This is a genomic window from Flavobacterium plurextorum (assembly GCF_024638035.1).
GTDB classification, from domain to species: domain Bacteria; phylum Bacteroidota; class Bacteroidia; order Flavobacteriales; family Flavobacteriaceae; genus Flavobacterium; species Flavobacterium plurextorum.
In genome coordinates this window covers 1-24,490 of record NZ_CP100442.1, presented here as the reverse complement: position 1 = coordinate 24,490, position 24,490 = coordinate 1, and the positions used below count along the sequence as shown (strand labels likewise).

The 24,490-nt window shown below is 34.4% G+C and carries 19 protein-coding genes, 2 tRNA genes and 2 rRNA genes; 10 read left to right on the top strand and 13 right to left on the bottom strand.

What is annotated here, in order from left to right:
- The first annotated feature begins 59 nt into the window (after positions 1–59).
- From NLG42_RS00115 to pafA, 5 genes are all read left to right on the top strand, one after another.
- Positions 60–133, top strand: a tRNA-Ile gene (locus tag NLG42_RS00115).
- A gap of 99 nt (positions 134–232) precedes the next feature.
- Positions 233–306: transfer RNA gene (locus tag NLG42_RS00110), tRNA-Ala, on the top strand.
- A 191-nt stretch (positions 307–497) separates the two neighbouring features.
- Positions 498–3,381: ribosomal RNA gene (locus NLG42_RS00105) — 23S ribosomal RNA — on the top strand.
- Positions 3,382–3,531: 150 nt separating this feature from the next.
- Positions 3,532–3,641, top strand: a 5S ribosomal RNA gene (gene rrf / locus NLG42_RS00100).
- Between the two features lie 247 nt (positions 3,642–3,888).
- Positions 3,889–5,511 carry an alkaline phosphatase PafA gene (gene pafA / locus NLG42_RS00095; RefSeq protein ID WP_257682679.1) on the top strand — a complete coding sequence of 541 codons (1,623 nt, stop codon included), beginning with the start codon at positions 3,889–3,891 and terminating at the stop codon, positions 5,509–5,511.
- A gap of 124 nt (positions 5,512–5,635) precedes the next feature.
- Here pafA and ald read toward each other — a convergent pair whose 3' ends face one another.
- Positions 5,636–6,754: an alanine dehydrogenase gene (ald, locus tag NLG42_RS00090; RefSeq protein ID WP_257682678.1), complete on the bottom strand. Its 1,119-nt coding sequence runs from the start codon at positions 6,752–6,754 to the stop codon at positions 5,636–5,638.
- A gap of 201 nt (positions 6,755–6,955) precedes the next feature.
- Here ald and NLG42_RS00085 point away from each other — a divergent pair, with 201 nt between their 5' ends.
- On the top strand, positions 6,956–7,414 hold the full coding sequence (locus NLG42_RS00085; protein ID WP_089052857.1) for an Lrp/AsnC family transcriptional regulator: 459 nt from the start codon (positions 6,956–6,958) through the stop codon (positions 7,412–7,414).
- Positions 7,415–7,476: 62 nt separating this feature from the next.
- Here the strand turns inward: NLG42_RS00085 and NLG42_RS00080 are convergent, their stop codons facing one another.
- Together NLG42_RS00080 and NLG42_RS00075 are read right to left on the bottom strand one after the other, a co-directional pair.
- Positions 7,477–8,925: a glyceraldehyde-3-phosphate dehydrogenase gene (locus NLG42_RS00080; RefSeq protein ID WP_099719544.1), complete on the bottom strand. Its 1,449-nt coding sequence runs from the start codon at positions 8,923–8,925 to the stop codon at positions 7,477–7,479.
- A gap of 198 nt (positions 8,926–9,123) precedes the next feature.
- Entirely contained in the window at positions 9,124–10,524 is a 1,401-nt protein-coding gene (locus NLG42_RS00075; protein WP_089058506.1) for a Do family serine endopeptidase, read from the bottom strand.
- A 138-nt stretch (positions 10,525–10,662) separates the two neighbouring features.
- Here NLG42_RS00075 and dapF point away from each other — a divergent pair, with 138 nt between their 5' ends.
- From dapF to NLG42_RS00055, 4 genes are all read left to right on the top strand, one after another.
- Complete coding sequence (gene dapF, locus NLG42_RS00070) at positions 10,663–11,445, top strand: diaminopimelate epimerase (protein ID WP_089058507.1); 783 nt, start codon at positions 10,663–10,665, stop codon at positions 11,443–11,445.
- 8 nt (positions 11,446–11,453) lie between these two features.
- Positions 11,454–11,996, top strand: a complete 543-nt coding sequence (locus tag NLG42_RS00065) for a GNAT family N-acetyltransferase (protein WP_089058508.1) — start codon at positions 11,454–11,456, stop codon at positions 11,994–11,996.
- Positions 11,997–11,998: 2 nt separating this feature from the next.
- Positions 11,999–13,039, top strand: a complete 1,041-nt coding sequence (mltG, locus tag NLG42_RS00060; protein ID WP_089058509.1) for an endolytic transglycosylase MltG — start codon at positions 11,999–12,001, stop codon at positions 13,037–13,039.
- Positions 13,040–13,608: 569 nt separating this feature from the next.
- Entirely contained in the window at positions 13,609–14,253 is a 645-nt protein-coding gene (locus NLG42_RS00055; RefSeq protein WP_089059432.1) for a peptidoglycan-binding protein LysM, read from the top strand.
- A gap of 46 nt (positions 14,254–14,299) precedes the next feature.
- On the opposite strand, the gene scpA is transcribed toward NLG42_RS00055, so the two are convergent.
- The 10 genes from scpA to dnaA all read right to left on the bottom strand — a co-directional run bounded on the left by scpA (position 14,300) and on the right by dnaA (position 24,490).
- Positions 14,300–16,441 carry a methylmalonyl-CoA mutase gene (gene scpA / locus NLG42_RS00050; RefSeq protein ID WP_257682677.1) on the bottom strand — a complete coding sequence of 714 codons (2,142 nt, stop codon included), beginning with the start codon at positions 16,439–16,441 and terminating at the stop codon, positions 14,300–14,302.
- Positions 16,442–16,486: 45 nt separating this feature from the next.
- Positions 16,487–17,851 carry a methylmalonyl-CoA mutase subunit beta gene (locus tag NLG42_RS00045; protein ID WP_257682676.1) on the bottom strand — a complete coding sequence of 455 codons (1,365 nt, stop codon included), beginning with the start codon at positions 17,849–17,851 and terminating at the stop codon, positions 16,487–16,489.
- A gap of 17 nt (positions 17,852–17,868) precedes the next feature.
- Complete coding sequence (locus NLG42_RS00040) at positions 17,869–18,195, bottom strand: FtsB family cell division protein (RefSeq protein WP_099719538.1); 327 nt, start codon at positions 18,193–18,195, stop codon at positions 17,869–17,871.
- An 82-nt stretch (positions 18,196–18,277) separates the two neighbouring features.
- The gene (gene udk / locus NLG42_RS00035) at positions 18,278–18,886 is read right to left on the bottom strand and encodes a uridine kinase (RefSeq protein WP_089052866.1); all 609 of its coding nucleotides are present in this window, start codon (positions 18,884–18,886) and stop codon (positions 18,278–18,280) included.
- A 249-nt stretch (positions 18,887–19,135) separates the two neighbouring features.
- Positions 19,136–20,017 (bottom strand): SDR family oxidoreductase, encoded by an 882-nt coding sequence (locus NLG42_RS00030; RefSeq protein WP_257682675.1) that lies wholly within the window; start codon positions 20,015–20,017, stop codon positions 19,136–19,138.
- A 74-nt stretch (positions 20,018–20,091) separates the two neighbouring features.
- Complete coding sequence (locus NLG42_RS00025) at positions 20,092–21,219, bottom strand: methionine aminotransferase (protein WP_257682674.1); 1,128 nt, start codon at positions 21,217–21,219, stop codon at positions 20,092–20,094.
- Between the two features lie 58 nt (positions 21,220–21,277).
- The gene (locus NLG42_RS00020) at positions 21,278–21,778 is read right to left on the bottom strand and encodes an energy transducer TonB (protein ID WP_257682673.1); all 501 of its coding nucleotides are present in this window, start codon (positions 21,776–21,778) and stop codon (positions 21,278–21,280) included.
- A gap of 21 nt (positions 21,779–21,799) precedes the next feature.
- Entirely contained in the window at positions 21,800–22,513 is a 714-nt protein-coding gene (locus tag NLG42_RS00015; protein ID WP_257682672.1) for an SAM-dependent methyltransferase, read from the bottom strand.
- 72 nt (positions 22,514–22,585) lie between these two features.
- Positions 22,586–23,053 carry a low molecular weight protein-tyrosine-phosphatase gene (locus NLG42_RS00010; RefSeq protein WP_089059438.1) on the bottom strand — a complete coding sequence of 156 codons (468 nt, stop codon included), beginning with the start codon at positions 23,051–23,053 and terminating at the stop codon, positions 22,586–22,588.
- A 9-nt stretch (positions 23,054–23,062) separates the two neighbouring features.
- Positions 23,063–24,490, bottom strand: a complete 1,428-nt coding sequence (gene dnaA / locus NLG42_RS00005; RefSeq protein ID WP_065451227.1) for a chromosomal replication initiator protein DnaA — start codon at positions 24,488–24,490, stop codon at positions 23,063–23,065.

Below are 24,490 nucleotides of genomic sequence, written 5' to 3'. Positions count from 1 at the left end.
TTGGAGATTGTATTACTTTTGCTGTTAATTTAAAAAAAAATGAAAATTAAGTAAAACAGAGTCTCGTAGCTCAGCTGGTTAGAGTACTACACTGATAATGTAGGGGTCGGCAGTTCGAGTCTGCCCGGGACTACTCTTTTAACTTAATTACAAGGAAATTTTAGAAGTTGAAAGATTAAGAATCAAAAAGTTCATAATTTTTAATTCACGATTTTTGATTTTTAATTAAAATGGGGGATTAGCTCAGCTGGCTAGAGCGCCTGCCTTGCACGCAGGAGGTCAACGGTTCGACTCCGTTATTCTCCACAATTCAACGTTTAATCGTTGATTTGTTTAAGCGGTTAACCGAATTTACGGTTTAACGATTAAACGAAATAAAGTTCATTGACATATTGAGATAAGAAAATAATAAAAAGTAGAAAGCGTTTTTTGTTATAGTAGTAATACGAATAATAAAAGACAAAAAAAAACGGTCATAATTAATTTTATGATTGGTACAATAAGCAAAATAAGGGCGTATGGGGGATGCCTAGGCTCTCAGAGGCGATGAAAGGCGTGATAAGCTGCGAAAAGCTGCGGGGACGGGCACACACCGATTGATCCGCAGATACCTGAATGGGGCAACCCACTATGTTGAAGACATAGTACACCGATAGGTGGGCAAACCCGCTGAACTGAAACATCTAAGTAGGCGGAGGAGAAGAAAACAAAAGTGATTCCGTAAGTAGTGGCGAGCGAACGCGGATTAGCCCAAACCAATGTTGTTACGGCAATGTTGGGGTTGTAGGACCACGACATTTTATGCATGCAGAACCAGAACTGACTGGAAAGTCGGGCCATAGAGAGTGATAGCCTCGTATGGGTAATAAATGTAATAGATAGTGGTATCCTGAGTAGGGCGGGGCACGTGAAACCCTGTCTGAATTTGGCGGGACCATCCGCTAAGGCTAAATACTCCTGAGAGACCGATAGTGAACCAGTACCGTGAGGGAAAGGTGAAAAGAACCGTGAATAACGGAGTGAAATAGATCCTGAAACCATACGCTTACAAGCGGTCGGAGCCCTTTCGTGGGGTGACGGCGTGCCTTTTGCATAATGAGCCTACGAGTTAACGTTGCTGGCAAGGTTAAGTGATTAAGTCACGGATCCGTAGCGAAAGCGAGTCTGAATAGGGCGCTTTAGTCAGTAGTGTTAGACGCGAAACCGTGTGATCTACCCATGGGCAGGTTGAAGCTGTGGTAACACACAGTGGAGGACCGAACCGGTTGACGTTGAAAAGTCTTCGGATGACCTGTGGGTAGGGGTGAAAGGCCAATCAAACTCGGAAATAGCTCGTACTCCCCGAAATGCATTTAGGTGCAGCGTTAGTTATAAAGTTATATAGAGGTAGAGCTACTGATTGGATGCGGGGGCTTCACCGCCTACCAATTCCTGACAAACTCCGAATGCTATATAATGTTCACTAACAGTGAGGGCTTGGGTGCTAAGGTCCAAGTCCGAGAGGGAAAGAACCCAGACCATCAGCTAAGGTCCCCAAATATATGCTAAGTTGAAAGAACGAGGTTTGTCTGCCCAGACAGCTAGGATGTTGGCTTGGAAGCAGCCATTCATTTAAAGAGTGCGTAACAGCTCACTAGTCGAGCGGACGAGCATGGATAATAATCGGGCATAAGCATATTACCGAAGCTATGGATTTAGAGTTTACTCTAAGTGGTAGGGGAGCATTCTAACAGGGTTGAAGGTGTATCGTAAGGTATGCTGGACTGGTTAGAAAAGAAAATGTAGGCATAAGTAACGATAATGCGGGCGAGAAACCCGCACACCGAAAAACTAAGGTTTCCACAGCTATGCTAATCAGCTGTGGGTTAGTCTGGTCCTAAGGCGAACCCGAAAGGGACAGTCGATGGCTAACGGGTTAATATTCCCGTACTACTAATTACTGTGATGGGGTGACGGAGTGATGAAAGCGCCGCGAACTGACGGAATAGTTCGTTGAAGTACCTAGCTATATTCTCTATAGGCAAATCCGTAGAGAATGGTGAAATACGATAGTACTCGGAGTCTTCGGACAAAGAGATAGTGCGCCTAAGGGCTTCCAAGAAAAACCTCTAAACTTCAGGTAATTAGTACCAGTACCGTAAACCGACACAGGTAGTTGAGGAGAGAATCCTAAGGTGCTCGAGAGATTCATGGCTAAGGAATTAGGCAAAATAGACCTGTAACTTCGGGAGAAAGGTCGCCAGCAGCAATGCTGGCCGCAGTGAAGAGGTCCAGGCGACTGTTTATCAAAAACACAGGGCTCTGCAAAATCGTAAGATGAAGTATAGGGCCTGACACCTGCCCGGTGCTGGAAGGTTAAGAGGAGATGTTATCTTCGGAGAAGCATTGAATTGAAGCCCCAGTAAACGGCGGCCGTAACTATAACGGTCCTAAGGTAGCGAAATTCCTTGTCGGGTAAGTTCCGACCTGCACGAATGGTGTAACGATCTGGACACTGTCTCAGCCATGAGCTCGGTGAAATTGTAGTAACGGTGAAGATGCCGTTTACCCGCAGTGGGACGAAAAGACCCTGTGCACCTTTACTATAGCTTAGTATTGACCTTGGATAAATGATGTGTAGGATAGGTTGGAGACTATGAAGCGGCGTCGCCAGGCGTTGTGGAGTCATTGTTGAAATACAACCCTTTGTTTATCTGAGGCCTAACCCCGCGTTGTGGGGGACATTGCTTGGTGGGTAGTTTGACTGGGGTGGTCGCCTCCAAAAGAGTAACGGAGGCTTCTAAAGGTTCCCTCAGTACGCTTGGTAACCGTGCGTAGAGTGCAATGGCATAAGGGAGCTTGACTGAGAGACATACAGGTCGATCAGGTACGAAAGTAGAGCATAGTGATCCGGTGGTTCCGCATGGAAGGGCCATCGCTCAAAGGATAAAAGGTACGCCGGGGATAACAGGCTGATCTCCCCCAAGAGCTCATATCGACGGGGGGGTTTGGCACCTCGATGTCGGCTCGTCACATCCTGGGGCTGGAGAAGGTCCCAAGGGTTGGGCTGTTCGCCCATTAAAGTGGCACGCGAGCTGGGTTCAGAACGTCGTGAGACAGTTCGGTCTCTATCTACTGTGGGCGCAAGAAATTTGAGTGGATCTGATTCTAGTACGAGAGGACCGAATTGGACTAACCTCTAGTGTATCTGTTGTCCCGCCAGGGGCACCGCAGAGTAGCTACGTTGGGAAGGGATAAGCGCTGAAAGCATATAAGCGCGAAACCCACCACAAGATGAGATTTCTTTTAAGGATCGTGGAAGATGACCACGTTGATAGGCTATAGATGTAAAGGCAGTAATGTCATAGTCGAGTAGTACTAATAATCCGTAAGCTTATGTACACCCTTTTCCCCGCTTCGGCGGGGAAGAAACTTTCTAAAATAGTAAATAAAAGTACTTTTCTTTATCTCAGTATGTTAAGATATTATTTAATTGATAATTAATAATTTATAATTAACAATTAAAAGTTGCCCAAAGCAATTATAACTTCTTAAGGTGGTTATTGCGGCGGGGCTCACCTCTTCCCATCCCGAACAGAGTAGTTAAGCCCGCCTGCGCAGATGGTACTGCAGTTATGTGGGAGAGTATGTCGTCGCCTTTCTTTTAAGAATCCTCATCATTTATTTGATGAGGATTTTTTTGGTTTTAGTGTAAGGTTCTTTATTTACTTCTTATAATGTTTTATTTATTCTAGAAAACAGAGTTTTTAAATAAGTATTTCTTTTATTCAATGATAGTGTGTAGTTTAATTTTGTTAAATTATGATTATTTGTTTAGTCTTAGGTATTAATACTTTAGAATTTTTGGATTTGAATGAGTATTTTTGTCTTTAAATTATTTATTTAAACATGAAGAAAAGTATTTTACTGTTGACACTTTTTGTTATTACAAATCTTAGTGCACAACAACGTCCCAAATTAGTTGTAGGTATAGTAGTTGATCAAATGAAAATGGAATATTTATATCGATTTTCTGATGATTTTTCCCCGAATGGTTTTAAAAAATTAATGAATAATGGATATGTTTTTCAGAATATGCATTACAATTACATGCCAACTTATACTGCTCCAGGGCATGCTTCAATTTATACTGGTACAACGCCTGCTACACACGGTATTGTTGGTAACGAGTGGTTCAGTAGAACTCTTGGAAAAGAAATGTATTGTACTGATGACGCTGACGTGAAAACTGTTGGTGACGGAACTGCAGATGAAGGAGCAATGTCTCCTAAGAATCTTCAAAGTACTACGATTACTGATGAAGTTAGAATGGCAACCAATTTTAATGGAAAAGTTATTGGGATGAGCCTTAAAGATCGTGGTGCAATTTTACCTGCAGGACATTTTGCTAATTGGGCATTTTGGTATAGTAAGACAGGATCTTTTATTTCTAGTACTTTTTATGGTGAGAAATTACCAGAATGGGTTTCTGAATTTAATAATGAAAAAAACTACTTAAAATACATTAATAAAGGCTGGGATTTATACAAGCCAGCTTCAGTGTATAATGAGAGTCTTCCAGATAATAATCCTTATGAAGGGAAATTGTACGGAAGTGCGGCTCCCGTTTTTCCATATGATTTAAAATCAATGTATGAGAAGAATGATGCTGGTGTTATTCGTGCAACTCCTTATGGAAATGATCTTTTAGCAGAGTTTGCAAAAAGAGCAATTGAAAAAGAAGAACTTGGAAAAGATAATATAACTGATTTCTTAACTGTTAGTTTTTCATCTACTGATTATGTTGGGCATTTACTTGGACCAAGATCAATGGAACTTCAAGATACTTATTTAAGATTGGATCAGACTATTGCTGATTTTTTAGCTTACTTGGATAAAACAGTTGGGAAAGGAAATTATTTACTTTTTCTAACGGCTGATCATGCTGGTGCTGAAAATGTTATTTATTTAAAAAATCGTAAGTATAATGTAGATAATTATCCTTCTAAGCAAGTTAAGAAAAGCTTACAGGATTTCTCAACAAAGACTTTTGGAGTTGATTTGATTTTAAATTATTCAAATTTTAATGTTTTCTTTAATAGACAAATCATAAAAGATAAACGTTTAGAATTAGCGAAAGTTAAGCAAGCTTTTAAAGAGTTTCTGATTTCGCAGCCTCAGGTGAAAAAAGTTTATACTGAAGAGGAAATTTTAGCAAATGGAGGAAATGATTATTCTTTAAATTTTGTAGCTAAAGGTTATGACGTTACTCAAAATGGAGATTTAGTAATTGTTGACAAACCTGGAGATATTGAATATTCTACTACAGGAACTTCTCATGGTACGATTTACAGTTATGATACTCATGTACCTGCTATTTTCTATGGCTGGCATATTAAAAAAGGAGAATCTTACGATAAAAAAGCAATTACCGAAATAGCACCAACAATTGCGCAAAAAATTAAGGTTACTTTTCCGAACGGAACTGAAGCAAAGGTCTTACAGGAAGTTTTAGATGAAAAGAAAAAGTAATTAATAAAAAAGTATAAAAAAAACCTGTTTTTGAAAGAAAAGGTTTTTTTAGGATTAAAAAAAGGCTTTTCATTACGAAAAGCCTTTTTTCTTTATTGCTTAGTAAGTATTTTTTTAAATTGGTCTATGCGTTTGCCAATACTAATTCTTCATTGTAAGGAAGGTTCCATGCTTCAGCAACCCCTTTGTAAAGGATTTTTCCGTTTGCAATATTTAAACCTTTTTTCAATTCTTCATTTTCTGCACAAGCTTTTTCCCATCCTTTATTTGCTAATTGTACAGCATAAGGCAAAGTAGCGTTAGTTAAAGCTAAAGTAGATGTATAAGGCACTGCTCCTGGCATATTTGCTACACAGTAATGAACAATATCATCAATAATAAAAGTTGGATTTTCGTGAGTAGTTGGAGTACATGTTTCAATACACCCGCCTTGATCAACTGCAACGTCCACAACAACAGTTCCTGGGCGCATTAATTTAAGCATATCACGAGTAATTAAGTGAGGTGCTTTTGCTCCTGGAATTAGAACCGCACCAACAATTAGGTCTGCATCTTTAATTGCTCTTGTAATATTATAATGGTTAGACATTTCTGTATTTACATTTGCAGGCATAATATCGTCTAATTGACGTAAACGAGGCAGACTTAAGTCCATAATTGTTACTTGAGCACCTAATCCAGCAGCCATTTTTGCAGCTTGAGTTCCTACGATTCCTCCACCTAAAACTAATACTTTAGCTGGCGGAACACCTGGAACACCTCCTAAAAGAATTCCTCTTCCTTTTAATGGTTTTTCTAGATATTTTGCACCTTGTTGAATTGCCATACGACCTGCTACTTCAGACATTGGTACTAATAATGGTAAACTGCGGTCTGTTTTTTCAACTGTTTCGTAAGCTAAACATACTGCACCTTTTTCTAGCATAGCATGAGTTAATGGTTCTGACGAAGCAAAATGGAAATAAGTAAATAATAATTGATCTTTCTTGATTAATGGATATTCTGATGCAATTGGTTCTTTTACTTTAATAATCATTTCAGCAATAGCATATACCTCTTCAATCGTTGGTAAAACCACCGCTCCGGCTTGTGTATATTCATCATCAGCAAAACCGCTTCCTAAACCTGCAGTAGATTGAACGTAAACAACGTGTCCGTGTTTTTTCATTTCAGAAACTCCTGCTGGAGTTAATGCTACACGATTTTCGTTGTTTTTTATTTCTTTTGGAACACCTATTATCATTTTGTTATATTTTTTTGTTTTTATTGAAATTGTTTTACAAATCTACAGATAGAGAATAAATTATGGTTTACAGGGTAATAAATAAGAAAATATTATTTTATTTTTTAATTTTACAGAAAATTATTCTTTTTAAATGATAGATTAAATCTTCAAAGAGAAAAAAAAACTAAATTTCATAAATTTTAATACAACGTTTTCGTTATGGCTTTAGATGAAATAGACAAAAAAATCTTACGTCTTTTACAAGTAGATGCACATTACACTTTAAAAGATATTGCAAACAAAATAAATTTGTCTTTAACGCCTGTTCATGATCGAGTGAAACGACTTGAGAAAGATGGAATTATAGAGAAATATGTAACTATATTAGATAAGAAAAAACTGGGGAATAATTTGACTGTTTATTGTCAAGTGACACTCACTAAACAGACTTATGATACATCTGAAGGTTTTAATCAATCAATTTTGAATCTGCCAGAAGTGGTGGAATGCAATTATGTATCTGGAAATTTTGATTATATGCTAAAGATTATAATTCCAGATATGGAAAGCTATCATCATTTTCATCAAAAAAAACTTTCTATCTTGCCGGAAGTATCTCTGATAAATACTGTTTTTGTTATTTCTGAAGTCAAAAGCACTACAGTTTTACCAGTTTAAAAAGAAAAAACCACCAAGAGAACTTGATGGTTTTTAGAAAATTTGGTTTTGGTTAGGTTTAGTTAATAGTAAGTAAATCGTCTTACTTTTGCTATATATTTTGCAAGACGAATTACCTGATGGCTATAGCCGTATTCGTTATCGTACCAGATATATAATACGATGTTTTTGCCGTCTTTTGATACAATAGTTGCGTTACTGTCATATATTGAAGGAGCAGAAGTTCCAACAATATCAGATGAAACTAATTCATTATTCAAAGAATATTTTATTTGCTCAACTAATTCTCCTTCAAGTGCATATTTCTTCATGATTTTATTAATCGCAGCAATTGAAGTGGCTTTTTTAACCTCTAAATTTAAAACTACAAGTGATCCATTAGGAACAGGAACGCGAATAGCATTTGAAGTTAATTTTCCTTCTAAAGATGGTAAAGCTTTAGCAACTGCGCTTCCTGCACCTGTTTCGGTAATTACCATGTTTAGCGCAGCAGCTCTGCCGCGACGGTATTTTCGATGCATGTTATCAACTAAATTCTGATCATTTGTATAAGCGTGAATAGTTTCTAAATGACCTTTTACTACACCTAAAGTTTCTTCAACAACTTTTAAAATTGGTGTAATTGCATTTGTAGTACATGAAGCCGCAGAGAAAATATTATTTTCATCTGGATTATATTCATTATGATTCACACCATGTACAATGTTTGGAACTCCCTTTCCTGGCGCAGTAAGTAAAACTTTATTTGCTCCATTAGAAGTTAGATGTCTTTTTAAAGCCTCTTCAGTTGTGAACGCTCCAGTATTATCAATTACCAAAGCATCATTAATTCCGTATTGAGTATAATCAATTTCTTCAGGAGAATTAGCTGTAATAATATGAACTGTAGTTCCATTGATTATTAATGCATTATTTTTTGGATCAGCAATTACGGAACCTTGAAAATCACCATGAATTGAATCGTATCGAAGTAAAGAAGCTCGCTTCTCTAAACTTGATGCGTCATTCTTATCACGAGTAACAATTGCTCTTAGTCGCAATTGGTTTCCTTTTCCTGTTTTAGACATTAATTCTCTCGCTAATAAACGTCCGATTCTTCCAAATCCGTATAGAACAACATCTTTAGGCTGAATTTCTTTTGATGATTTAGCCTTTTTTAATTTTTCGATAACAAAATATCTTGCATCAGGATATTTTTCATCTTCTAAACGATATTCATAGGTAAGTTTACCAAGATCTATCTTTGCTGGTGGAAGATCTAATGATAAAACAACTTTTGCGATTTCTACCGAATCAAAAATTGTGATCGGCTTGCCTACAAATTCACCTGCATATTGATGAAGATTGATAATGTCACTGACATTTTTATCCAGTAATTGGTTTTTGAATAAAACCATTTCAATGGATTTGTCGTACCATAAATCACTTATTACTTTGATTAATTCGACACCAGCTCTTCTTCGGTCGACTTGTAATGATACCTCTTTTTGGTACAAAGATTTTTTGCTCATAATTGATTAAATTAAAAAAATAAAATGCTCACTATTTTAAAATTTTGCGCAAAAGTATCCATTTCAATCGATTTCGTAAACTATTTTAGCATTTATTTTTGAAATTAATATAATAGCTTTTTCTTTTCATTAAATAAAAAAAAGCCATCTTAATTATTTAAGATGGCTTTTAGTAATGTGATTTTTGTTAACTGAGACTTAGATTATGATTCTAAAAATCTCACCATTTTTGTTTATCATTTCAATTCTTACACTTTGTCCCTCGTCTTTTTTATTCAAAAGTTTAGAGACAGTTTCAACATTTGTTGCTTTTACATTGTCTATACTTAAAATGATATTACCCTGCAGCTCGTTTTGGTACTGCATTAAATTCTCGTTTGTAATATTTTTAATCTTTACACCATAATCAATTCTGAATTTCTTTTTGTCTGAAACATCAATATTTTCTAATTCCATACCTTTATATTCGGTACTAAAAAATTCATTTTTACTTAAAGTAACGGGAACAGTTTTAGTTTTTCCTTCTCTGATATAGGTAACTTTAATAACATCACTTGGACGTTTAGTATTAATATAGCCTGATAGATCAGCATAAGTTGAAATATTTTGTTCATCAAGTTTTATAATAATGTCTCCTTTGCCAAGACCTGCTTTTTCGGCTCCAGAATTTTTAGAAACCTTACTAATATAAAAACCTTGAGTTTCATTAACTCCCAATTCTTTAGCCACAGCACTATTCAGTTCTCCACCTTCAACGCCTAAAATCCCTCTTTGAACATTTCCAAATTCCATTATATCCTCAATAATTTTTCGAGCAATATTAGAAGGAACCGCAAACGAATATCCTACATAAGATCCTGTTGTCGACGAAATCATAGTATTAATTCCAATTAATTCACCTCTTGTGTTTACCAATGCCCCGCCGCTGTTTCCTGGATTCACTGCTGCATCGGTTTGAATAAAGGACTGAATACCGCTTTGGTCTAAATTTCTAGCTTTCGCCGAAACAATTCCTGCAGTTACAGTCGAGGTCAAGTTATACGGATTTCCTACTGCCAAAACCCATTCGCCAACTTTTACACTGTCAGAATTTGCAAAAGGAGTATAAGGTAATTTTTCGTCAGCATTAATTTTTAAAAGTGCGATATCCATTTTAGAATCCGTACCAATAAGTTTTGCTTTATAAGACTTTTTATTGTTCAATGTTATTTCAATTTCAGTAGCATTCTTAATAACGTGATTGTTTGTGACAATGTAGCCGTCTTCAGAAATAATAACACCAGATCCTGTTCCTACTTGTTCCTGCTGCTGTTGCCCTCCATAACCATAGAAAAATTCAAGCATAGGATTACTTACAGTTCGCCTGCTGACATTTTTAACGTGAACAACGGTATGAATTGTTTTGTCCGCAGCTTCTGTAAAATCTACAGTTTCAGCAGAGAGCGCGACATTTTTTCCTAATGAATTGGGCGCAAGTGTAACAACAGAGTTTCCTTTTCCAAAAAAAGAATTGTTACTCTCAAATAATAACTTGTAAGCTCCAAGGGTAATAGCACCACTTAAAAGTGACACTAAAAATAAGGACGAAAATCTTTTCATAATTACAATTTTGTTTAAGTTATTTAATGTAAAAATAAAGCAAAAAAATATTTTGTAAAGTGGTTTAACGCTCTTTAACAATGATTAACATTTCATTAATTATTAGTTCGTACTTTTGTATTACTTAATGACTAAAAAATGCAAATAGAATTCTATAAATATCAAGGAACTGGCAATGATTTTGTCATGATTGATAATCGTACAAATTTTTTCCCAAAAGACGATGTAAAATTGATTGAACGCTTATGCGACAGACGTTTTGGTATTGGAGCTGACGGTCTTATTTTGTTAGAAAATGATCAAGAAACTGACTTCAGAATGGTTTATTATAATTCTGATGGAAACCAAAGTTCAATGTGTGGAAATGGAGGACGCTGTCTAGTAGCTTTTGCAAATCAACTGGGAGTAATAGATAACAAAACAACCTTTATAGCAACAGACGGTTTGCACCATGCATCAGTAAATAATGATGCAATTGTTTCATTGCAAATGATTGATGTTGATGAAGTGAAAAAAAACGATTCCTATACTTTTTTAAACACAGGATCGCCACATCATGTTCAGTTAGTTGATGATTTAGAGCATTATAATGTGAAAGAAAACGGAGCAGCAATTCGTTATGGAGAATTGTACGGAGAAAAAGGAAGCAACGTTAATTTTGTAAAAAAAGTTGACGATCAAACTTTTTCACTTCGTACCTATGAAAGAGGAGTTGAAGACGAAACTTTGGCCTGTGGAACTGGAGCCACCGCAGTTGCAATTGCAATGAATGCCACTGGTCAGACTGATAAAACTTCGATTGATTTAAATGTTGAAGGAGGAAAATTAAATGTTTCTTTTGATAAACTAGGGGAGCATTTTACAAATGTTTTTTTAACTGGACCTGCAAAATTTGTTTTTAAAGGAACAATCGAAATCTAAAACTTATAATGATTACACTCAAAGGCGATACAATTTATCTGCGCGCATTAGAACCTAATGATTTAGAGTTTGTATATGCTATGGAAAATGATCAGAGTATCTGGGAAGTCAGCAATACCCATACACCTTATAGTCGTTTTTTAATTCGCCAATATCTCGAGAATGCTCAGCAAGATATTTATGAAGCAAAGCAATTGCGTCTTGCAATTTGTCAGGATGAAGATTTTCCAGCAATTGGTTTGATCGATATATTCGATTTTGATCCAAAAAATAATAGAGCAGGAGTAGGTATTGTGATTCAAAAAAATGAAAATAGAAGTAAAAACATTGGTTCTGAGGCATTAGAACTGCTGATTCATTATTCTTTTTTTAATTTGAATCTGCATCAGCTTTATGCAAATATTAGTACAAGTAATGACGCAAGTATAGCTCTTTTTACTAAATTTGGTTTTGAGAAAATTGGAATTAAAAAAGATTGGATTTTGTTAAACAGTCACTATTATGACGAAGCAATTTTTCAATTAATTAATAAAGAACATTTAAATTTATAGCTTTGAATCTAAAGAAAATCATTACAATAACTGCTGTAGCCGTAATTTCTGTTTTAATAGTTTACGGTTTTATATTAATTAGCCAAATATTCAGCGCCAATACAAAATTTCAAGAAAAAGAGGTTTATGTTTACGTTCCAACTGGCGCAAACTATACTGATGTAAAAAAGATATTAGAACCCTATATCAAAAACTTTGATAATTTTGAAATGGTGGCAAACAAAAGAAGTTACCCAGAGAATGTAAAATCTGGACGTTTTCTTCTTAAAAAAGACATGAACAATATTGACTTAGTTCGTGCTATGCGTTCAAATGTTCCTGTAAAATTGGCTTTTAATAATCAAGAACGTTTAGAGAATTTTGCTGGAAGAGTTGGCTCTGAAATTGAAGCAGATAGTTTGTCTTTAATGAAAGCATTTAAAGACTCTACTTTTCTAGCAGCAAACGGATTCAACGAGGATAATGTTTTTGCTATGTTTATTCCAAATACATATGAAGTATACTGGAATACATCTGCAGAAAAGTTCCGTGATAAAATGATTAAAGAATATCATAATTTTTGGACTCCTGAAAGAATTGAACAAGCTAAAAAACAAGGTTTAACTCCAGTTCAAGTATCTATTTTAGCATCTATAGTTCACAAAGAATCAGTTAAAAAAGATGAGCGTCCACGTATTGCGGGTGTTTATTTAAATAGATTACGTTTAGATATGCCATTACAAGCAGACCCTACAGTTATTTATGCTTTAAAACTGCGAGATAATAATTTTGATCAAGTAATCAAAAGAGTTTTTTATAATGACTTGGTTATGAAGTCACCTTACAATACTTATGTAAATACTGGACTTCCTCCAGGACCTATTGCAATGGCAGATATAACAGCATTAGAAGCTGTTTTGAACCCTGAGAAAAACGATTACATTTATTTCTGTGCTAGTGTCGATCGTTTTGGTTATCATGAATTTGCTTCAACTTTAGCAGAACATAACGTAAACGCAAAAAAATATTCGGACTGGATTGCAAGTCAAGGTGTAACCAGATAAATAAGTACAATACTTTTTTTGATAAAATGTAAGATATTAAACCGAAGTTTTTACTTCGGTTTTTTTATGTTTTGAATAGAACTAATTTTTCAATTTAAAGTTTTTTGAGTTTAAAATGCAGAATTATTAGTTTCTTATTTTAAAATTACAATTTTAGTAAAATTTAGATGCAAACAGCATTAAAATTAGATTTGAAATAGTTTTTTCAAGAATTGAAATTTATCTGATGAAAATCTTATTTTTTCTCTATAATTTTTTCTCGATTTTTATAATTGAAGTTTTTATTCACGTTAAAAACTATATAAAATGGTAAGTTTAATCTGTCTATTTTAACAAATTTGATAAAAATTTGATAAAAATGACGTTTTATTGAATTAGTTTTTCCCCTTTTTTAAGTCTTATTCATTTTGAAAAAATAAGCTCTAATAATGCGTGATTAAAGGGTTTAGACTAAATTTTAAAAATCTTAAAAACTCGTAAAGTACTGATTTGCAGCATTGTTTAATATTCGTTATCTTTGCAGCGTAGAAATTTCAAAAAGGTGACAGCGTTTTGAAGAAAAACAATTTATGATAAAGAAGTGGTATTTTTATGCGAGTTTGATCGTTATTATTACATTTTTAAGTTTGGGTTTTAAACCCTTTACTTTGGAAACCAAACCTTGGTTTTTAACAGAAAAAACAGATGGATCTGAGTATATATTTCCATCAACAGAAAAGGATGATTATCCTAAAATTAGTCTAAACGTCCCATATACAGGAAATCGTCTTATTGGTTTTAAAGAAGCAGTTGCTTTTAAAGAGTCTCAAGGAAAATACCGAATGGTAAATTCTCTAGGATATATGGGAAAATATCAATTTGGTTCTAAAGCATTACGTGCTATCGGAGTCAGCAATGAAAAAGAATTTCTAAAAGATCCTGCCTTACAGGAAAAAGCTTTTCTAGCATTATTATCTAAAAACAAATGGATTTTGCGTAATGAAATTGAAAAGTATGAAGGAAAAGTTGTTAGTGGTATTCAAATTACCGAATCAGGTATTTTAGCGGCAGCGCATTTAGGTGGTGCTGGATCAGTAAAAAACTTTTTTAAAAATAATGGCAATAGACATTTTAGAGATGCTTTTGGAACTTCATTAAAAAGTTACATGCGTGATTTTGGCGGCTATGATCTTTCTTTTATTGAAGCAGATAGTAATGCAACAATAAACGATTAACATTAAAAAAAAATATCCCGAGCAATCGGGATATTTTTTTTATAATCTAGTCAATTAGTATTTCTAGAATTTTAATGGCAGCTTCACTTATTTTGGTTCCGGGACCAAATATTGCTGCGGCACCTGCATCAAACAAAAATTGATAATCTTGTGCAGGAATTACTCCGCCAACAATTACCATAATGTCTTCACGATCGTGTTTTTTAAGCTCTTCAATAACTTGCGGAACCAATGTTTTATGACCCGCAGCAAGAGAAGAAACACCTAATATATGAACATCATTTTCAACAGCTTGTTTAGCAGCTTCCGCTGGAGTTTGAAATAAAGGTCCTATATCAACATCAAAACCTACATCTGCATAACCTGTTGCAACTACTTTTGCACCTCGGTCATGACCGTCCTGTCCCATTTTGGCAATCATAATTCTTGGACGTCTTCCTTCTTGCTTCGCAAAAGCATCAGCAAGCTGTTTCGCTTTTTCGAAATTTTCGTCATTCTTTATTGCTGCACTATACACACCGCTAAATGATTTAATTTGCGCTTTAAACCTTCCAAAAACACTTTCAAGAGCATCACTTATTTCGCCTAAAGTAGCTCTATTTCTGGCAGCTTCGATGGCAATTTCTAATAAGTTGCCTTCTTTGGTTCTTGCGCAATGCGTTAATTTTTCAAGTGATTGATTTACTTTTTGTGAATCTCTTTTTTCTTTTATTTCAGTAAGTCGTTCAATTTGTTGTTTACGAACCATTTGGTTGTCAACATCCAAAATATGTAAAGGATCTTCTTTATCTAATCTAAATTTATTAACACCAACTATTATGTCTTGACCGCTGTCGATTCTAGCTTGTTTTCTAGCAGCTGCTTCTTCAATTCTTAATTTTGGAATTCCAGCTTCGATCGCTTTTGTCATTCCGCCCAGTTCTTCAACTTCTTCAATCAGTTTCCAAGTACTTTCTAAAATTTCATTTGTAAGCGATTCTACATAATAACTGCCGCCCCAAGGATCTACAGTTTTGGTTATTTTTGTTTCTTCTTGTAAATATATTTGCGTATTGCGAGCAATTCTAGCCGAAAAGTCGGTGGGTAATGCGATCGCTTCATCAAGTGCATTTGTGTGTAAAGACTGTGTGCCTCCAAACGCAGCTGCTGTTGCTTCAATACAAGTTCTCGCTACATTATTAAAAGGATCTTGTTCCGTTAAGCTCCATCCGCTGGTTTGGCAATGTGTTCTTAATGCTAATGATTTGTCGCTTTTCGGGTTAAACTGTTGAAGCAGTTTTGCCCAAATCATTCGACCCGCTCTCATTTTTGCAATTTCCATAAAATGATTCATTCCAATCGCCCAAAAGAAAGAAAGGCGGGGAGCAAATTCATCAATCGTCATTCCAGTTGATAACCCCGTTCTAATATATTCTAATCCATCTGCTAAAGTGTAAGCTAATTCAATATCTGCCGTTGCTCCAGCTTCTTGCATATGATATCCTGAAATAGAGATAGAATTGAATTTAGGCATTTTTTTGCTCGTAAACTCAAAAATATCAGCAATAATTTTCATGGATGGCGCCGGTGGATATATATAAGTGTTACGAACCATGAATTCCTTCAAAATATCATTTTGAATAGTTCCTGAAAGTTTATTTAGTTCAACACCTTGTTCTTCAGCAGCAACAATATAAAATGCCATAATAGGCAAAACAGCACCATTCATGGTCATTGAAACTGACATTTCATCAAGCGGAATTTGATCGAATAATACTTTCATATCTTCAACAGAATCGATGGCAACGCCTGCTTTTCCAACATCTCCAACAACACGTTCGTGATCTGAATCGTAACCACGATGAGTAGGTAAATCAAAAGCAATTGAAAGCCCTTTTTGACCTGCGGCAAGATTTCTTCTGTAAAAAGCATTACTTTCTTCTGCAGTTGAAAATCCAGCGTATTGACGAATTGTCCAAGGACGACGAACATACATCGTAGCGTATGGTCCGCGTAAATTAGGTGCAAAACCAGCTCCAAAGTCAAGAAACTCTAAATCTTCTATTTCTTTTTCAGAATAGTTTTTTTTGAGTTCGATTCCTTCGGCTGTTGTGAAGTTAGGAGTTATAGGTTGAGAGTTACGCGTTAGCTCGTCTAACTTCTCACTTTTAACATCTAATTTAATATGTTTAAGGTCTTTTCTTATCATGGAGACGCTTCGTTATATTGTTTTATTAATTACAGATAAAGAAATTTATTCAACCTCAAGCCTTTCCTGTTCCAGCTTTTCTGCTAATCTTTTTTCTATAATAGGTGTAATTAATGTTTTTCTAGGCTTGATTTTTACAAAAGGAAACAATTCTAAATCATGCTTCATTTTGTCCTCTTTATTAGGGTATTTATTTGTGCCTAATAAAACTTCCTTTTTCGAGTCGAATAGTTCTTGTTCCTTAGCGGCACTTTCCTGAATTTTCTTTTTGATAGTTCCGTCGTTTAGAAGTTTTAAGAAGCCTCCATTAGCCTCAATATCTTTAAAAAGCGCTAAACTTTTTTCAGCCAGCTGCATCGTTAGACTTTCAATATAATAGCTTCCGTCAGCAGGATTATCTACTTTGTCAAAATAGCTTTCGTGTTTTAAAACTAAAAGCTGATTGCGGGCTATTCGGTCACCAAATTCATTGTCTTTATGGTACAAAGAATCATAAGGTAAATTAGCAACAGCATCTGCGCCGCCTAGGATTGCCGACATGCATTCGGTTGTAGTGCGAAGCATATTGACATTATAATCGTAAATAGTTTTATTCCGTTTCGTTGGTGTAACCAATAAATGACAATCTAAATTAGAACTGTATTCAGCTGCAATTAATTTAAAAAGCATTCGTAAAGCTCGAAGTTTCGCAATTTCAAAAAAATAATTTGTTCCAACCGAAACTTGAAAAACTATTGGTTTTGTAATACTTGGTAAACGATTTAAATATTCATTCGCGTGTGCTAAACTATATGCAATTTGCTGCGTAATATTTGCTCCTGCATTTTGGTATAAACCTGAATCAATACTTAGCAATGAAAGATCTTTTGCCTCGTTTGAAATTTTTTCAAGTGTTTCAAAATTATTTTTATCTGAAGTTGTAAACCAATTTCCGTCACGGGCCAATTGTCCGATAGGATCTAAATTACAATAAAAAACAGCTTTTTTCTCAACAGAAATTGCGTTTAATAATTTTACGAAATCGATTGAGATAAAACTTAAATTGAAGTAAACAGTTTTATTTTCTAAAGGAAGATTTTCTAGTAATTTTTGAACATCAGTATTTTCGTTTTGAATAGTAAAACGAAGACTTTCTGCGCCTCTTTCGATTGTATCAATTGCACGTTTAATCGATTTTTCGATATCATGTACAAAGATATTTTGACAGATTTGAAAATTAGAAGCTTGAGTTGTAACCGATGCTGCTTTTGTGAACTCGTCATGATGATAAAAAGGTTTTACCTGAATATCTTCAGGCGAATTCCAAATCATCGTTTCATTATAATCAGCTCCATCTAATTCAAACTGAATTTTTTGTTTCCATTGTTTGGATGAAATCGGATTAAAATCGTTGAATAGTGTATTAGCCATTAGTTGCTTTTTTCTGATTATTCTTTATCTTGAATAGTATCTCCTTCAAATTGAATGATGTAAATATCTTCGCTGTCTTTTTTCATAAAATACTTTTCGCGAGCATATTTTTCTATTTGTTCAGGATTTTTTAACTGCTTAATCTGTTCTTGATCTTTTTTTATTTCGTCCTGATAGTATTTTTTATTGTCTTGCAGTTCATTGATCTGTTGGTCTAAAAAACGATGATCAAAATAGGAATAATTATCTAGAAACAACATCCAGATAACAAAAAAGAGAAGTACCCAAACATATTTATTGCCTAGGAGTTTAAACCATTTTTTGTCTTTATAAGGATTTTTCATTTTACTTTTAATTACCTATTATACTGATCCCGATTACATCAGGATCAGATCATTTTTTAATGGTTTAAATTTACAATAAAAATTATGAAATTCTCTGATTAATTACAGCGCGAACTACATCAATTGCTACAGTATTGTATTTGTCATTAGGTATAATAATATCAGCAAAAGCTTTAGAAGGTTCTATAAATTGCTCATGCATAGGTTTTAAAGTGTTTTGATAACGGTTTAAAACCTCGTCGATATCACGTCCTCTTTCTGAAATATCTCTTTTTAAACGACGAACTAATCTTTCATCAGAATCGGCATGAACGAAAATTTTGATATCGCAAAGTTCACGTAATTCTGGATTTGTTAGAATTAAAATCCCTTCAACGATCATTACTTTTCTAGGATGTGTTGACACAGTATCATCTGTTCTGTTGTGCTGTATGAAAGAATAAACTGGTTGATCAATAGTTTCTCCTGATTTTAGAGCTTTTAGATGTTTTACTAAAAGTTCGAAATCAATAGATCTTGGATGATCAAAATTAATTAATGCTCTTTCATCGAAAGATAAATTATCGGTTTGTTTGTAATACGAATCTTGAGAAATTACACCAACTTCAGTGTCTGGTAATTCGGTCATGATTTGGTGTACTACTGTTGTTTTTCCACTTCCTGTTCCTCCTGCAAGTCCAATAATGAGCATAAAATTTATATTATAATTTGTTCGACAAAAATAATAATTTAAGTGATGTTCTAAACATATTATGCAATTTAACCATATAAGTAATGTAAGTAAATTTAAGCCGACAGATATTTAAACAAAATCTTACTTGATTGAACTAATATCATTCATATAGTAAAAAAAATAAAAATCCCGAAAGTAAAACCTTCGGGATTTTGTGCAATCAGTATAGATTTGATAAAATATTCTGAATTTAGTAAGCACTTGTAATTATTTATTCTTTTTTGCTTTTATCATCATCTCAAGCTGATCCCAAAGATCTTCAGGGATTGCTTCTAATAAATTGAATTGTCCCGCACCTTTCAGCCATTCGCCTCCGTCGATTGTGATAACATCTCCATTTACATAAGCGGAGAAATCAGATACTAAATAAGCCGCCAAATTGGCTAATTCTTGGTGATCTCCAACTCGTTTCAAAGGCACTTTTTTAGCCATGTCAAACTTTTCGGCAAGATCTCCTGGTAATAATCTGTCCCATGCACCTTTTGTTGGGAATGGTCCTGGTGCAATAGCATTAGAGCGAATTCCGTATTTTGCCCATTCCACAGCAAGACTTCTTGTCATTGCCAAAACTCCTGCTTTTGCAGTAGCACTTGGAACAACATATGCAGAACCAGTCCAAGCATAAGTCGTTACAATATTTAAAATCGTTGCCGATGTTTGTTTAGTGTCGATCCAGTGTTTTCCAAAAGCCAATGTGCAGTTTTTAGAACCCTTAAGTACAATGTCTATAACAGTATCAAATGCATTTGCAGACAAACGTTCTGTTGGAGAAATAAAATTTCCAGCAGCATTGTTTAAAAGAACGTCTACTTTTCCAAAAACTTTTAAGGTTTCCTGAAGCATATTTTCTACTTCTTCATAATGACGAACATCACATTGAAGAGGTAAACATTTTCCGCCGGTTTCACTTTCAAGCTCTGCTGCAGTTGTTTTTAACTTTTCTAAATCTCTAGAAGTTATCGCGACTTGAGCGCCTAATTCTAGAAAATATTTTGTCATAGCTTTTCCTAAGCCGCTTCCGCCGCCTGTAACAACGATAACTTTTCCTTTCAAAGCGTCATCACGTAACATTTTATCTGTATAGCTCATACTTTTCTTTTTTTACAATATTAATTAAAAAAATAGGATGCACGCATAATAAAGTTGTAAAATTTTGATAAACTTTATATTTCGCACAGTTTTTTTGCGGCAGCTTCTAGAGTGAAATTGTCTTTAGCGAAGCAAAAACGTATTAATTTCTGATCTTTATGATCAGAGTAGAAAGTTGAAATAGGAATCGCAGCGACACCATGATTAATAATTAAATTTTTACAGAAAGTTACATCATCTTCATCTGAAATGGCAGCATAAGAAGCGACTTGAAAGTAAGTTCCTTCGCATGGTCTCAATTCGAAACGACTGTTTTGAAGTAGTTTTTGGAAATAATCTCTTTTTTCTTGGTAGAATTTTCCAAGTAAATTTACATCAACAACGTCTAAATATTCGCTGATCGCAGCTTGCGAAATGCTGTTTACACTAAAAACCAAAAACTGATGTACTTTCTTGATTTCTTTTATTAAATGTTCAGGAGCAATGGTGTAGCCAATTTTCCAACCTGTAATATGAAATGATTTTCCAAAAGAGGAAACTATAATACAACGATCTAAAAGGAAATTTTTGGTATGTGCTGAAATATGTTTTTCTTCAAAAGTAATGTATTCATAAACTTCATCAGATAAAACCAAAAGATCTGGAAATTTTGAAAGTATTTTTTCTAATTGATCAAAATCAGCTTCGTTTAATATTTTTCCTGTCGGATTATGCGGATTATTGATGATAATCATTCGGCTTTTATCCGAACACGCTTTTTCGATTGTTTTCCAATTTGGCGTATAATTATCGTTTAGCGCCACACGAACAGGTTTTGCGTTACATAGTAAAACAGGTGATTCGTACGAATCATAACTTGGATCAAGAATGATTACTTCATCATTTTCTTTTACCAAAGCCAAAATCGATGTAAAAATTCCCTGTGTTGCACCCGCAGTAATCAAAAGTTCTAAATCAGGATTAATCGTTCTGTTGTAAGAACTCTGAGTCAGCTTTGCAATTTTGTTCATCAATGGCGGATAACCTGCCATTGGTGTGTATTGATGCACGTTTTCCTTTGATAATCTTGCCACTATATCTGTCAACCTTTCATCAACAGGAAAATTTGGGAATCCCTGAGAAAGATTTATTGCATTATATTCGGATGCCATTTTTGACATTACCGTGAAAATGCTTGTGGTTACGTTTGGAAGTTTACTCATGATAAAGTTTGATTTGGGAAAACTGTTGAGTGTGATATAAAAAACGGATTGAATTTAACTATTTTAAAGTTATTGGGAGTGAATATAAAACTCTGACTTTTTTACCGTCTTTTTCTCCTGGAGACCATTTAGGGCATTTTTTTAAAACTCGAATTGCTTCAGCTCCTGTATTGAAGCCTGCATCTCTAAGGATTTTGATATCAGTTAATGCGCCATCTTGCTCAACTATAAAAGTTACGTAGATTTTTTTTCCTTTGAAGTCAATACCTTCATCAGGATTTTTGAAATTATTTTCTACAAATTTATAGAATTTCTCAAAGCCTCCCGGAAAAATTGGTTTAATGTCTATTCCTGCAGTATTGTAAATTGTCTTATCACTATTCGTCGGAACGTTTTCGTCAATAATTAAATGTGAATCGAAATAAAGATCTTTATCTTCAACTATAACAGGTTCTGCTTTTTTTGTTTCTGAAGCTTTTGTTTTAGAAACTTGTTTAGTGTTTTGAGAAAACACAGTCTGCAGGCAGCATAGCAAAATCAGGGTTAAAAGCTTTTTCATTACGATGACTTTAAGGTTAACTTACATTTTATGAATAATGAAAATCGTCGGTCGATTATGTAAATCTACTTTTAATTTTTTCCAATCAGAAATTTTCATTGTTTTAATAAATTCTGTTGGCAAAGTAATATCTGCAGCAATACACAAATGTGTTGATGGATTTAAAATCTGTACAAGATCTTCGATCAATTTATTATTTCTGTAAGGGGTTTCAATAAAAATCTGCGATTGGTTTTTATCCTGAGATAATTTCTCAAAATGTTTTAATGCCGATTTTTTCTCGTCTTTATCAATGGGCAAATAACCATTGAAAGTAAAACTTTGTCCGTTCATTCCCGAAGCCATCATCGCTAATAAAATAGAAGAAGGACCAACCAATGGAACAACCTGAATTCCTTTTTCATGTGCCAATTTTACAATGACAGCACCAGGATCAGCAACACCAGGACATCCTGCTTCGCTCATTAAACCCATGTTTTTTCCTTCTAATAAAGGTTTTATGAAGTCTAAATGTTCGCTTGGTTCAGTACGTTTATTAAGGGTAAAAAGAACTAATTCTGATTGTTTTTTTTCAGGATAAACTGCTTTTATGGATTTTCTTGCAGTTTTGTCATTTTCGACAATATAGTGATCTATAAGTTCGATACTTCTTCTAACTGTTTGAGGTAAAACAGCCATAGGGTCGCTTTCGCCCATTGTAGTTGGAATTAAATATAGTTTTCCTAGAAGTTTCATTTTGTGATATTTTATAGTTTAAAACAAAAAATGTATTTTAATTATTTATAAATAACTAAAATACAAATTATATTATGAATGCTTTTTGATGAGTTTTTGGGCAATAATTTCTGATGCTTCATTCAACATTTCATAGACACTGTCAAATCCGTTAACAGCTCCGTAAAAAGGATCTGGAACATCTACATTTTCATCTGGAAATAATTCATTTAGAATAAGATGAACTTTGTTTTTGTGCTCAGGAGTTTTGGCAAGATGAAGGACGTCACGTAAATTTGAGCTGTCCATTGCATAGATGTAATCAAATTCGTCAAAATCTGAAGTTTTAAATTGTCTTCCTTTTTGATTGTCAATACGTAAGCCGTTTTTTTTAGCAACAGCAATAGACCGTTTGTCTGGTGAGTGGCCTACATGCCATGATCCTGTTCCAGCAGAATCAACGATGAATTTATCATTAGGCAATTTTGAAGCTAATATTCCTTCGGCTAAAGGAGATCTGCAAATATTCCCTAAGCAAACCATTAAAATTTTTACTGGCATGATTCGCGTTTATAGCGTTAGTTTTTTGTTGATGTCTTCGACAAATTTTTTGAATTGTTTGTCTGTAGAAACTAAATTGTCAACGGTTTTGCAGGCATGTAAAACAGTGGCATGATCACGGTCTCCAATTTGTGAACCAATATTTGCCAAAGAAGCTTTAGTGAATTTTTTTGCAAAAAACATAGCCAGCTGCCTCGCTTGAACAACGTGCCTCTTTCGTGTTTTAGATTGAAGAGTTTCGATATCAAGTTGAAAATAGTCAGATACAATTTTTTGAATATAATCGATAGAGATTTCTCTCTTAACGTTTTTAACAAATTTCTCAACAACGCTTTTTGCCAGTTCAATAGTAACTTCTTTTTTGTTGAAAGAAGATTGGGCAATTAACGAAATGATCGCGCCTTCTAATTCTCTAACATTAGATTTAATGTTACGAGCGACATATTCAATAATATCTTCTGGCATTTCAACTCCATCACGATATAAAATGTTTTTTAAGATTGAGATACGAGTTTCGTAATCAGGCTGATGCAATTCAGCAGATAATCCCCATTTAAAACGAGATAATAAACGCTGTTCAATATCCTGCATATCAACAGGAGCTTTGTCAGAAGTTAAAATTACCTGTTTTCCGTTTTGATGTAAATAGTTGAAAATATGGAAAAATACATCCTGAGTTCCTGATTTTCCTGATAGGAACTGAACATCATCAATAATTAAAACATCGATTAATTGGTAAAAGTGAATAAAATCATTACGATTATTCTTTTTAACCGAATCAATATATTGTTGTGTGAAAATCTCGGCAGAAATATATAAAACCGTTTTTTCTGGATATTTATCTTTTACTTCTACACCTATAGCATGTGCTAAGTGTGTTTTTCCTAAACCAACTCCTCCAAAAATCAATAAAGGATTAAATGAAGTTCCTCCAGGTTTGTTGGCAACAGCCATACCGGCAGAACGAGCTAAACGATTTGAATCTCCTTCAAGGAAATTATCAAAACTATAGTTAGGATTTAACTGAGACTCAATTTTTAAATTTCTAATTCCTGGAATTACAAATGGATTTTTAAGCTCTGGATTTAAGTTTTTAAACGGAGCATCAACCTCTTGCGGTTTCATTGGCACTCTGTTGGAACTTGGCAGCTGCTCGGTAAACGGCTGTTTATTTCCATAAGTGTTCTCCATTTTAATTTTATACAGTAACTTTGCGTTTTTTCCCAGTTCTTTGGTAAGCGCAACTTTCAATAATTTTACGTAGTGCTCTTCGAGCCATTCGTAGAAAAATTTACTTGGTACCTGAATATATAATGCGTTGTCGGTTAGCTCAACTGATTTGATTGGTTCGAACCAAGTTTTATAAGCTTGATCTTGAATATTGTCTTTTATAAAGGACAAACAGTTTTCCCATACCGATTGAGCAGTTTTAGTCAT